The 11,871-nt window shown below is 67.3% G+C and carries 8 protein-coding genes and 1 pseudogene; 5 read left to right on the top strand and 4 right to left on the bottom strand.

Annotation, left to right across the window (positions count from 1 at the left end):
* Both ACVOLJ_RS20475 and ACVOLJ_RS20470 read left to right on the top strand, forming a co-directional pair.
* Window positions 1–122, top strand: a pseudogene (locus tag ACVOLJ_RS20475) (site-specific tyrosine recombinase XerD); the annotation flags it as partial.
* Window positions 123–224: 102 nt separating this feature from the next.
* Entirely contained in the window at window positions 225–1,010 is a 786-nt protein-coding gene (locus tag ACVOLJ_RS20470; RefSeq protein ID WP_481564961.1) for a thioredoxin fold domain-containing protein, read from the top strand.
* A 297-nt stretch (window positions 1,011–1,307) separates the two neighbouring features.
* Here the strand turns inward: ACVOLJ_RS20470 and ACVOLJ_RS20465 are convergent, their stop codons facing one another.
* Together ACVOLJ_RS20465 and ACVOLJ_RS20460 are read right to left on the bottom strand one after the other, a co-directional pair.
* Entirely contained in the window at window positions 1,308–3,419 is a 2,112-nt protein-coding gene (locus ACVOLJ_RS20465) for a glycosyl hydrolase family 18 protein (RefSeq protein WP_481564960.1), read from the bottom strand.
* An 874-nt stretch (window positions 3,420–4,293) separates the two neighbouring features.
* Window positions 4,294–5,229: an isopenicillin N synthase family dioxygenase gene (locus tag ACVOLJ_RS20460; RefSeq protein ID WP_475280346.1), complete on the bottom strand. Its 936-nt coding sequence runs from the start codon at window positions 5,227–5,229 to the stop codon at window positions 4,294–4,296.
* Window positions 5,230–5,430: 201 nt separating this feature from the next.
* Here ACVOLJ_RS20460 and ACVOLJ_RS20455 point away from each other — a divergent pair, with 201 nt between their 5' ends.
* The 3 genes from ACVOLJ_RS20455 to ACVOLJ_RS20445 are packed head-to-tail and all read left to right on the top strand — an operon-like array spanning window position 5,431 to window position 9,327.
* Window positions 5,431–7,311 (top strand): DUF3413 domain-containing protein, encoded by a 1,881-nt coding sequence (locus ACVOLJ_RS20455; RefSeq protein WP_481564959.1) that lies wholly within the window; start codon window positions 5,431–5,433, stop codon window positions 7,309–7,311.
* Between the two features lie 20 nt (window positions 7,312–7,331).
* Window positions 7,332–8,477 carry a glycosyltransferase family 4 protein gene (locus tag ACVOLJ_RS20450; RefSeq protein WP_481564958.1) on the top strand — a complete coding sequence of 382 codons (1,146 nt, stop codon included), beginning with the start codon at window positions 7,332–7,334 and terminating at the stop codon, window positions 8,475–8,477.
* Window positions 8,470–9,327, top strand: a complete 858-nt coding sequence (locus tag ACVOLJ_RS20445; RefSeq protein ID WP_481564957.1) for a polysaccharide deacetylase family protein — start codon at window positions 8,470–8,472, stop codon at window positions 9,325–9,327. The genes ACVOLJ_RS20450 and ACVOLJ_RS20445 overlap by 8 nt, the downstream gene beginning before the upstream one ends.
* Before the next feature lie 75 nt (window positions 9,328–9,402).
* Here ACVOLJ_RS20445 and glmM read toward each other — a convergent pair whose 3' ends face one another.
* Complete coding sequence (gene glmM, locus ACVOLJ_RS20440; protein ID WP_475280350.1) at window positions 9,403–10,767, bottom strand: phosphoglucosamine mutase; 1,365 nt, start codon at window positions 10,765–10,767, stop codon at window positions 9,403–9,405.
* Complete coding sequence (gene accD / locus ACVOLJ_RS20435; RefSeq protein WP_475280351.1) at window positions 10,767–11,642, bottom strand: acetyl-CoA carboxylase, carboxyltransferase subunit beta; 876 nt, start codon at window positions 11,640–11,642, stop codon at window positions 10,767–10,769. The genes glmM and accD overlap by 1 nt, the downstream gene beginning before the upstream one ends.
* Window positions 11,643–11,871: the final 229 nt, after the last annotated feature.

Genomic DNA, 11,871 nt, shown 5'->3' with positions numbered 1-11,871 from the left:
CCGAGCGGCGCGGGCGGCTGTTGCTGCTGGTTCTCTGCGCGTTGTCGACTACTCAGTTCTACACCCTGGTCGCACGCGAGCATCTGCAGAAGCTGCACGCCCGCCACCATCCCCGGGGCTGATCCGTCCGCCGGGGGCGGGCCATGCGGGGTGTGCGCGGCATCGCGAACCGCTCAGGGTGGCTGTGTCAGAATCCGGGATCTTCTTCTGCTGCGGACTGCTTCATGCGCCGATTTGCCCTTGCCGCCGTGTTCGGCGCGCTCAGCCTGACTGCCTGCGCCCAGCCGGCCCCGCCCGCCGCGAATGCCGCCCCCGCCGCAGTCGCCAAGGCTGCGCCAGCGGCCAACGGCGCGGCCGACCAGGCCGTGCGCAAGGCGCTCACCGAGCTCAACCCCGGCTTCCAGGTCGATTACATCGGTGCTGCGCCGTTCCCCGGCTTCCGTGAGGTCGTGGTTTCCGGCCAGCTGCTGTACGTGTCCGACGATGGCCGCTACCTGTTCCAGTCGCAGCCCTACGACACCCGCGCCAAGGGTCCGGCCAACAGCGAAGGCCTGCTGGGCTACCGCCGCGATCTGCTGGCCAAGGCCAACCATGGCGACCGCATCGTGTTTGCTGCGCCCAACGCCAAGTACACCATCAGCGTGTTCACCGATATCGAGTGTGGCTACTGCCGCAAGCTGCACCAGGACATCGCCGAGCTCAACCGCAACGGCATTACCGTGGAGTACCTGGCGTTCCCGCGCATGGGCCTGGGCAGCAAGGACTACACCGACATGATCTCGGTCTGGTGTGCGGCAGACCGCCGCCAGGCGCTGACCAGTGCAAAGCGCGGTGGCACGGTGGCCGCGAAGAACTGCACCAACCCGGTGGCGATGCAGTACGCGCTGGGCCAGCAGCTGGGCGTGAACGGTACGCCGGCGATCTTCGCCCCCGATGGCACCCAGCTGGGCGGCTACCTGCCGCCGGCGCAGTTGCGTGCCGCGCTGGAGAAGCTGTCGGCCAAGCGCTGATCAGAACACCGCCGGGGGGGGGGGGGGGGGGCGGGGGGGGGGGGGGGGGGGGGGGGCGCGCGCCCAGGCCGGGGGCGCAGGCGGGGGCGCCACCACGGCCGGGGGGGGCCGCCCCGGGGGGGGGGGGGGGGGGGGGGGCGGGCGCGGGGGGCCCCGGCCGCCCCCCCGCCCCTCCCCCCCCCCCCGGCGCGGCCGGGCCCCGCCCGGGGTGGGTGGGGGGGCCGCGGGGCCCCCCCCCCCGGCGGATGCATCATGCGAGCGAAGCCGGAGGTGCGTGTCGCACCCCCGGCGTTTTGCTTACTGCAGACCGTCACTGACCGCCTTGGTCAGCGTGCCCTGCGCATCGTCGCCGCTGAACTCCCAGACGAACGCGCCGCCCAGTCCCTGGGTTTTCACATAGCCCATCTTGCGGGTGATGTTGGCCGGGGTGTCAAAACTCCACAACGTGCTGCCGTTGTAGATCCAGGTGGCACCGGCGGTGTTGTCGGTGTAGCCCTGCCATGCCAGGTTCTTCAGCACCTTCCAGTCTTCGATGCCCGCCTCGTAGGTACCCGGTGCAGCACCGGTGGCGGTCTGGTACAGGCCGTTGTTGGCATTGGCCACGCCGGTCCAGCCGCGCCCGTAGTAGCCGATGCCCAGGTTGAGCTTGGCGGCGGGAACCCCACGGCTGATGAACGCTTCGATGGCGTCGTTGCTGTTGTACAGCTTCTGGTCGCCGGTCGAAGGATCATTGGGTGAATCGAACAGCGCCGACTGGTGATTGGTCTTCGCATCCCACGCGCCGTGGAAGTCGTAGGTCATCACGTTGATGTAGTCCAGGTACGGGTGGTAGGCGGCAGGGTCGGTGACGCGGATCTTGTCGATGCCCGCACCCACCGCCACCGTCAGCAGCAGGCCCGGACGCACCGCATCGAGCTGGCGACGGAACTCGGCCATCAGCGCGGTGAAGTTGGCGTTGTCTTCCGGCTTGCCACATTCGATGCCACACGCCACCGGGTATTCCCAGTCGATGTCGATGCCATCGAACACGCCCAGCGCCGCACCCACGCCACCGGCGCCGTCGGTTACCGGCAGGTTGCCCTTGATGTAGGCGTCGATGCACGAGGCCACGAAGGCCTGGCGGTTTTCCGGGCGCGCCGCGCTGGAGAAGCCGCGCGACCAGGTCCAGCCACCCAGCGAGATCAGCACCTTCAACCCCGGGTGCTTGGCCTTGAGCTGCTTGAGCTGGTTCCAGTTGCCGCGCAGCGGCTGGTCCCAGGTATCGGCGCTGCCGCTCACGCTCTCGCCGGCACCGAAGGCCTTGCTGTAGTCGGCAAATGCATCGCCGCCGGCACCGGTGTTCGGATCGGACGCCTGGGTGATGCCCACCTCGCAGCGGTTGTTGCGCACGTTGCCGAAGGCGTAGTTGATGTGGGTCAGGCGTGCAGCCGAACCGCTGCTGTCGATGTTCTTCACCCGGTAGTTGCGGCCGTAGATGCCCCACTGGGTGAAGTAGCCGATGACCCGCTTGCCGGTGGTGCCGCCATCGCCGGCCAGGGTGCTGGCGGTCACTGCGGTGCCCTGCGCCGATGCATTGCCGGCGTTGTCGCGTGCACGGACACGGTAGCTGTAGCTGGTCGATGCAGTCAGCCCGCCATCGACATAGCTGGCGCTGGACGGCGAGCCGACCAGGCTGCCGTTGCGGTACACGTCATAGCCGGCCAGGCCGCTGCCGCCGGTGTTGTCGGTGGAGGGGCTCCAGCTCAGCGCGATGCTGTTGGCCGTGCGGGTGCCCACGGCCAGCCCGCCCGGCACGCTGGGCGCGGTGGTGTCGCCGCTGGCCGCGTTGACGGTGATGCTGATGGTCGCGGTGCTGGCGGTGGCGTTGTTGTTGTCGGTGGCCACCGCACGCAGCGTGTGGCTGCCGGCGCTGGCATTGGCCCAGCTGGCACTGTACGGCGCACTGGTGTCGATGCCGATCGAGCTGCCATCGCGGAAGAATTCGACCTTGCTGACGCTGCCATCGGGATCACTGGCGTTGGCGGTCACGTTGACCGTGCTGCCGGCACTGAAGGTGGCGCCGTTGGCCGGTGAGGTGAGGCTGACCACGGGAGGCTGGTTGCTGCCGCCGCCATCGCAGGCGCCAAGGTTGGTGTAGTAGGGCGCGCCCGCCGGGTGATCGGGCGGTGCGTTCCAGATGTCCTGGTTGGCCCGGTAGAGGACGCCTCCCTTCTGCAGGGTATCGCCGGCACGGTAGATCTTGGCCTGGTCCCATTGGGCGACGCCGGCACAGCTGGCCGCCTGCGCCACGCCGGGCAGGGCAACCGCCCCGGCAAGGGCCAGCAGCCAGGCCAGGCGGCGTGGGCGACAGCGGTGGAGGGAACGTTCGGCACTGCGGACATCGGCACTCAGCACAAGCGGGTCGTACATGGTGTGTCTCCGATCGATCGGTTGGCGCGCGGGCCCCGATGGCGCCGCACGTAACGCAGGTCCGGACATCGCCCGGGAAGGCGACGGAGGGGGACGGACGGAGGTACCTGGGAGGCCGGGGAGAGAGTCCGGCGCCAGGTGGGGACAACGTTGTCATCAATTGCGTGCTCAATCCGTGAGCAAGCGCATGGTTCGGGAATTCCGGCGAAGGGCGGCGCTACGCGCGGTCGGTGGCCATCGGCGGAGCCCCTCGTGGCTGGGGCTTTCCGCCAAAAGCAGTTTGCTGGGGGTGGGCCGGGCGGGGGGGCTGCGCAGGGGACGCTGCAAGTACATCCATGTAAGCTCGATCGCCGCATCCATGCGGCTCACGCCCCTGCGCAGCCCCACCCGCCCGGCCTCTGACAGATTCCGGCGGTTCCGCCCGCCACGGAAAGAAAAAGGAAGAGCAAGAGCAAAAAGCAAAACCAAAAACAAAGGCAGCATTCCCAGTGGCTCCGGGATCTGACCCAGATTTATTTCGACATCTGACAGATGCGTCGACCAAGGTCGACACCTACCAGGAGCCGCCGGTACCAACAGCGGCGGGAAACTGTCGGGGGTGGGGCGGTGTGGGCTGGCAGGACCGTTGGCGCCATGGATGGCGCCATCGAGCCCCCAGGGATGGGTTTACGGCGTGTCCTGCCAGCCCACACCGCCCCGCCCAATCCGCAGAAACCCGGGGCCGCTTTGGCTTTAGGCTTTGGCTTTAGGCTTTGGCCCTGGCCTCTGCGGGTGCAGGGTGCAGGGTGCAACCCTGCCGAACACCCCGCTACGCTCGCCAAGCATCGCCCGGCGCCACCCGTAATGAAAAAGCCGCCTTTCGGCGGCTTCTTCATTACTTCAGCTTGATCTCGCGCAGGCGTTCCTCAAGGAACCCATGGGCGGTGATCGGCTCCGGGTAGCGGCTCGGGTTGTCCGCGGTGATGCACGAAGGCAGCACGTCGATCAGGAAATCCGGGTTCGGGTGCAGGAAGAACGGCACCGAATAACGCGGCTGGCGGGCCAGCTCGCCCGGAGGATTGACCACGCGATGGATCGTGGACGGGTACACATGGTTGGTCAGGCGCTGCAGCATGTCGCCGATGTTGACCACGATGGTGTCCGCGTCGGAGGTGAACGGCACCCAGTCACCTTCATGCGACTGCACTTCCAGGCCGGCCGCGCTGGCGCCCACCAGCAGAGTGATGAAATTGATGTCGCCATGCGCACCGGCACGCACATTCGGGATGTCGTCGGTGGTGATCGGCGGGTAATGGATCGGGCGCAGGATCGAATTGCCGAAATTGGTCTTGTCGGCGAAGAAGTTCTCCGGCAGGCCGATGTGCAGGGCCAGCGCCGAAAGCACGCGCGAACCAAGGTTGTCCAGCGCCTGGTACAGGCCGTAGCCACGCTCACGGAACCCCTCGACTTCGGACGGCCACAGGTTCGGCGCCATCACGTCCCGGTACTTGGAATCGTCGGCAATCTCGCGGCCGATGTGCCAGAACTCCTTCAGGTCGAAGTGCTTGGAGCCCTTGGCGGTTTCAACGCCGAACGGCGTATAGCCGCGCGCGCCGCCACTGCCGGCGACGTGGTACTTGCGCTTGGTCTCATCGGGCAGTGCGAAGAAGGCTTTGAAGATGTCGTAGGCCGCGTCGATATCGGCCTGCGGAATACCGTGGTTGCGGATGCCCGCGAATCCCCATTGGCGGTAAGCCGCGCCCAGTTCAGCCACGAAGGCGTCGCGGTCGCTGTCGAAACGGGTGATATCGAGGGTGGGGATCTGGCTCACTGCGGTTCCTGGCTTGTCGTTGGGTCAGTGGGGGCGAGCAGACGCAGCAGGCCCACCTGAACATTGTGACAGATCGACCGGAGGTCGACACCGGTACATTGAAACAAACCGATACAATGCGCGACCCCGCGCGCGGATCCCCCTGGGCCCTGTAGCGCCGGCAATGCCCTCCCCTGCACCAACCGACCCTGCCGACCGCCCATGGACGCCGCCTCGTTCGACGCCGCCACTGCTGTTTCCGCACCCGACCGACTCTGGCGCCGGTTGGCCTGGTGGTCGCTGTTCATTGCCGCAAACGCGGTGCTGGCCGCGGTGATCGCGCTGGGCAACGTGCCGCTGCGCGACAATCCCGGTGGCGCACTTGGCCTGGCCTATCTTGCCGTTGCCCTGCCCGGCCACCTGCTGGCGTTCGGCGCACTGGCTGGCCTGCTGCCGCTGGCCGTCGGCCTGTGGCCGCGCAGCGCGCGGGCGCTGAGCGTGTCGGCGGTGATCTGCCAGGGGCTGTGGCTGTGCCTGCTGCTGGTCGATGCCAAGGTATTTGCGCTGTACCGCTTCCACCTCAATGCCATGGTCGCCAACATGGTGTTCGGCGGGGCACTGCAGGACCAGGTGAGCCTGTCGTGGAAGACCTGGCTGCAGGCGGTTGCCATGGTGGCGGCGATCTTCACTGCACAGGGCTTGCTGGCCTGGGCGTGCTGGAAGCTGCTGCCCGTCACTCCACAGCGGCGTCGGGTGCTGCAGGCCTGGGCTGTTGTTGCCCTGCTGATGGGCGGCGGCCAGGTTGCCACCGCCTACTACGATGCGCGTGGCGAGCGCGCGGTGATCAGCCAGTGGAACTACCTGCCCTGGGCGCAGCCGATCACCGCCAAGAGCGCGATGCGCCGCTTCGGTGTGGTCAGCCAGCACCAGGTCGGACTGCCCGACCCACGCCACGCCCAGCTGAACTACCCGCTGCAGCCGCTGCGCTGCCAGAGCCACAAGCGACCGAACGTGCTGATGGTGGTGCTGGAATCGTTGCGCCATGACGCGCTGACACCGCGGTTCATGCCCAACGCATCGGCGCTGGCGCAGACCTCGCGGGTCTACAACCACCACTTCAGCACCGGCAATGCCACCCGTTATGGCCTGTTCGGGCTGTTGTACGGCCTGCCGGGCGGCTACTGGCCGAGCATGCTGGACGAACAGCGCGGGTCGCAGTTGTTCAAGGTGCTGGGACAGCAGGGCTATGACCTGCACCTGTACGGCAGCGCGCCGCTGTACAGCCCGGAGTTCGACCGCACCGCATTCGCCGATGTCCGCGACCAGTTGCACCAGGGTCCGCCGGAACTGAAATCCGACGGCCGCGATGGCGCCATCGTGGCAGCACTGCAGAAGGACATCCGCACCAGCCAGGCCGCGCAGCGCCCCTGGTTCGGCTTCGTGTTCCTGGATTCAACCCATGCGCCGTACCACATGCCCGCCGGCTATCCGCCGCTGGCCACGCCGATGGCCGGCGAGATCGACTTCCTGAAGTTCGGCCCCGACCACGACCCGACCCCGGAGTTGAATCGTTACCACACCGCGGTGCACTACGCCGACAGCCTGCTTGGATCGCTGCTGGACGACCTGCGCGCGCAGGGCCTGGAGCAGGACACGATCGTGCTGGTGACCGGTGACCATGCCGAGGAATTCAACGACCTCAAGCTCAACTACTGGGGCCACAACGGCAATTTCTCCAACTACCAGTTGCAGGTGCCGTTCGTACTGCACTGGCCTGGCCAGCCCAGCGGCCACGACGCGCGTGTCAGCTCGCACGAAGACTGGGTGCCTACGTTGATGCGCCATGGCCTGGGCTGCGAGAACGAACTGACCGATTACAGCACCGGCCATGACCTGCTCGCGGCGCCGTCGGCAACACGCGCACTGGTGGTGGAGAGCTGGTCGCAGCGCGCGGTCCGCAACGGCGAGGCGATCTATGTCTTCGACAAGTTCGGCAATGCCACCGCGCTCGATGCGCGCTATCAGCCCCTGCCACAACAGACGCCTGACGCCGCCAGCATCCGCGCGGCATGGGAAGCGTTGACGCGCTTCCGCAACCGATGAATTCAAGGACCGATTCCCGCATGAACCGTCCACTGCGCATCCTGCATACCGAAGCCGCCAAAGGCATGGGTGGGCAGGAGATCTATATTCTCCGCCACATGCAGGTGATGCGTGCACGCGGCCATGATGTCTCGCTGCTGTGCCAGCCCGACGCACGCCTGGGCGAGCTCGCACGCGGCGACGGCTTTACCGTGCACACCCTGCGCATGGGCGGGCTGGGCCGCCTGCTGCGCGGCATCTGGTCGGTTTCGCGACTGGTTCGCCGGGAGCGCTATGACGTGGTCAATACCACCAGCCGGCGCGACGCGCTGATCGCTGCGGCCGGTGCCCGACTGGGCGGCACGCCACTGGTGGTGCGCTCACGCCACCTGATGAGCCCGGTCAATTCGCTGCTGACCTACACCGGCCTGCCGCACCGGGTGATCACGGTGAGCAGCTTCGTCAAGCAACTGCTGGCCGACCGCGGCATACCCGCCGACAACATCGGCATCGTGCCGCCCATCGCGGTGCCGCCACGCTGGACCGACATGCACAAAGACGATCCCTGGCAGTGCCTGCAGGAAGCGCGCGCGCAGGTGCGTGCGGAACTTGGCTTTGGCGCGCAGGACGTCGTGGTCGGCTGCGTTGCGGTGCTGCGTGAGCCGAAGGGACACATCGACCTGCTGCAGGCGATGGTGCCACTGTGCAAGAGCAATCCGAACCTGCACCTGGCGGTGGTTGGCGATGGCAAGGCGGTGATGGAACGCATGCTGGCGCTGCGCGCCGAACATGGCCTGGAACAGCAGGTCCACCTGCTGGGCTATCGCGATGATGCCTGCCGCCTGATGGCGGGCTTTGACATCTTTGCCCTCGCCTCGCACAAGGAAGCGGCCGGTACGGTGTTCCTGGAAGCGGCGTTCGTCGGCGTGCCGATCGTGGCCACGCGGGTGGGAGGCGTGCCGGAAATGGTGGTGGACGGCAGCAATGCCATCCTCACCCGCCTGGGTGACAATGCAGCCTTGACCGGCGCGTTGCGCCTGCTGGCCGACGACCCGCAACGCCGGCAGTCGATGGGCCGGGCGGGCTGGGACTGGATGCGCAGCGCGCGGCGCTTCAGCCCCACCGGGCATGGCGAGACCACCGAACACTACTACCACCTGTGGCTGAAGGAGCTGGGACATGGCTGATGCCCGAACCGTACCGGTGCTGATGCACCATCACGTCAGTCCATCGCCGGGCATGATCACCGTGTCGCCGGAGAATTTCGAGAGCCAGATCGCCTGGCTTGCACGCGATGGCTGGACCTCGCTGACGCTGGACCGGTACGCCGGCTTCCTGGCGGGCACGCCGGTGCCACGCAAATCCATCGTGATCACCTTTGATGACGGCTATCTGGACAACTGGGTGTATGCCCACCCGATCCTGCAGAAATACGGCATGCACGCGGTGGTTTTCGTGGTGACCGGCTGGATGGGCGAAGGCCCGGCGCGGCCACACGCCGGCATTGAAGGGGCAACGCTGCCGGGCACACCGGACCACCGCGGCTGCGAAGCGGCGATCTACGAACAGAACCGCAGCGATGATGTGATGATGCGCTGGAGTGAAGCTCGCGCGGCCATCGACGCGGGAACCTTCGAAGTGCATTGCCATACCCATACCCACACCCGCTGGCTGCGACGCCAGGACCTGGACCGCGCGCAGCGTCGTGCCGGTATCGACCAGGACCTGGCCACGTCCCGCCAGGTCCTGCAGGAAAAGCTCGGCGAAGTCTCCGACACGTTGTGCTGGCCCTACGGCGACTTCGACCAGGACCACATCGAAGTGGCCCGCGAGCACGGCTTCCGCTACCTGCACACCACCCATCCGTTCGGGCGCAACGTGATCGGCGGCGACCCCGAGCGCATCTATCGCTTTGCGATCCGCAACCGCCCCGCCAGCTGGCTGCGCAAGCGCATCATGCAGAGCTACAACCCGCTGATCGCGCCAATCTTCAACGGCTTCAAGGCCCGCCAGAAGAAGATGGTGCCCGGGCCGTAAGCCCGCCCTGCAGCGCGCGCAAAAAAATGCCCCGGCTTGCCGGGGCATCTGCATTCACAGGATCGCGGCTCGTTCTCAGGCCGCAGCCGCGGCCTTCACCGCGGCGGACAATCGATCCAGCGTGGCCTGCATCAAGGTCGCGTCATCGGCCTCGACGGTGACCCGAACCACCGGTTCGGTACCGGAAGGACGCAGGAACGCGCGACCACGGCCGGACACCGCCTGCTGCGCCTCGGCAAGTGCAGCCTGCACGCTGTCGGCCTGCACGGTGGCCTTGGCCGAAACATCACCCAGACGCACGTTGACCGTCTTCTGCGGCACCTTCGACAACGGCTGCAGCGCTTCGCGCAGGCTGTTTCCATGCTGCTTCAACGCCACCAGCACCTGCAGCGCACTGACAATGCCATCACCGGTGGTTGCCCGGTCCAGGCACAGCAGGTGGCCAGATGCTTCGCCACCGAGCACACCACCGCCTTCGACCAGCGCCTGGTGCACGTAACGGTCACCGACGTTGCTGCGCTGGAACGGAATCTGCAGTTCGCCCAGGGCTTTTTCCAGGCCGAAGTTGCTCATCAGCGTGCCGACCACCGGGCCGCGCAGGCGGCCTTCGGCCTGCCATGCGCGTGCCAGGATGTACACAAGGTCATCGCCATCGACCGGGTTGCCACGGTCATCGGCCATCAGCACACGGTCGCCGTCGCCATCGAAGGCAATGCCGAGGTCGGCACGCGTCTCACGCACCTTGGCGGCAAGGTTGTCGATATGGGTCGAGCCCACACCATCGTTGATGTTGACGCCGTTGGGCTCGGCACCGATTCCGATGACCTCCGCGCCCAGTTCGCGGAACAGCAGCGGTGCGATCTGGTAGGTGGCACCGTGCGCACAGTCGAGCACCAGGCGGACGCCGCGCAGGTCGAACGCGCGCGGCACGCTGGACTTGCAGAACTCGATGTAGCGACCGACCGCTTCGCGCGCACGCGACGCCTTGCCGAGCTTTTCCGAAACGGCGGTAGTGAACGGCACATCGAGCGCGGCTTCGAGCGCCAGCTCGGTGGCATCGTCAAGCTTCTCGCCCTGGGCGGAGAAGAACTTGATGCCGTTGTCGTAATGCGGATTGTGCGAGGCGCTGATGACGATGCCCGCATCCACACCGAGGGTGCGGGTGAGGAACGCAACGGCCGGCGTCGGCATCGGGCCCAGCAGCTGAACATCGGCGCCGGCGGCGACCAGCCCGGCCTCCAGCGCGGCTTCGAACATGTAGCCTGAGATGCGGGTGTCCTTGCCGATCACCACGATCGGGCGACGGCCATCCTGGCCGCGCTGGGCGACCAGCACGCGCCCCAGGGCGTTGCCCAGGCGCAGCACGAAATCGGCCGAGATCACCCCCTGGCCGACCCGACCGCGGATGCCATCGGTGCCGAAGTACCTGCGCGCACCCATCAAGCCGGCTCCGGTGCCGGTTCGCGGCGCAGCATCGCCAGCAGTTCGGACAGACGGTCACGCAGCTCGCGGCGATCACAGATCTGGTCGATGGCACCGTGTTCGAGCAGGAATTCCGAACGCTGGAACCCTTCGGGCAGCTTCTCGCGCACGGTCTGCTCGATCACGCGCGGGCCGGCGAAGCCGATCAGTGCCTGCGGCTCGGCGATGTTGATGTCGCCCAGCATCGCAAACGAGGCCGACACGCCACCGGTGGTCGGGTGGGTCAGCACCGAAATGTAGGGCTGCCCGGCTTCACGCAGCTTGCCCAGCGCGGCCGAGGTCTTGGCCATCTGCATCAGCGAGAACAGGCCTTCCTGCATGCGCGCGCCGCCGCTGGCGGAGAAACAGACATAAGGGGCGCCGATCTCGGCAGCGGCTTCGGCCGCCAGCGCGAAACGCTCGCCGACCACCGAGCCCATCGACCCACCCATGAAGGCGAAGTCGAAGGAGGACGCAACCAGCGGACGGCCCTTGAGCAGGCCGCGCATGGCGATCAGCGCGTCGTACTCTCCGGTGTTCTTCTGCGCGATCTTGATCCGCTCGCCGTACTTCTTCTGGTCCTTGAACTTGAGCAGATCCGTCGGCCCCAGGCGTGCGCCGATCTCGGTGGTGCTGTCGGCGTCGAACAGTGCCGCCAGACGCGCGCGCGCACGGATGGCCATGTGGTGGCCGCACTTCGGGCAGACCTCCAGGTTTGCTTCCAGCTCCGGACGGTACAGCGCGCTACCGCAGCTGCTGCACTTTTCCCACAGGCCTTCGGGGACGCTGCGCTTCTTGCTGGGGGTGTTGTCGGTGCGGATGCCAGACGGCATCAACTTGCTGAGCCAACTCATGCGGGAGGACACTTCCGTTCAGGGCGGCCCGCAGGCCGCAAAGGCGGACAGTCTAGCTCCGCTTTCCCCGCCCGTGCACCCCTTACCCGCCACGGAGCTGCTGGAAAAAACCATGCTGGGACGTACGTTTAGCGCGGCAACGCCGCGCGGGTAGCGGCCGGCCGCGGGGCCGCGGCGCCCGGGCGCGCCCCCCCCAGCCCCCGGGGGGCGGGGGCCGCGCGCGGGCGCC

Source organism: Stenotrophomonas sp. STEN046 (assembly GCF_056759755.1).
Note: the sequence above shows the minus strand (reverse complement) of the source record. Positions and strands in the feature narration are given on the sequence as shown.

Excerpts from the sequence above, each read along its gene's own strand:
- glmM (WP_475280350.1), bottom strand. The coding sequence starts at position 10,767 with ATGGGTGCGCGCAGGTACTTCGGCACCGATGGCATCCGCGGTCGGGTC.
- ACVOLJ_RS20470 (WP_481564961.1), top strand. The coding sequence starts at position 225 with ATGCGCCGATTTGCCCTTGCCGCCGTGTTCGGCGCGCTCAGCCTGACT.
- ACVOLJ_RS20445 (WP_481564957.1), top strand. The coding sequence starts at position 8,470 with ATGGCTGATGCCCGAACCGTACCGGTGCTGATGCACCATCACGTCAGT.
- ACVOLJ_RS20465 (WP_481564960.1), bottom strand. The coding sequence starts at position 3,419 with ATGTACGACCCGCTTGTGCTGAGTGCCGATGTCCGCAGTGCCGAACGT.
- ACVOLJ_RS20450 (WP_481564958.1), top strand. The coding sequence starts at position 7,332 with ATGAACCGTCCACTGCGCATCCTGCATACCGAAGCCGCCAAAGGCATG.
- ACVOLJ_RS20455 (WP_481564959.1), top strand. The coding sequence starts at position 5,431 with ATGGACGCCGCCTCGTTCGACGCCGCCACTGCTGTTTCCGCACCCGAC.
- accD (WP_475280351.1), bottom strand. The coding sequence starts at position 11,642 with ATGAGTTGGCTCAGCAAGTTGATGCCGTCTGGCATCCGCACCGACAAC.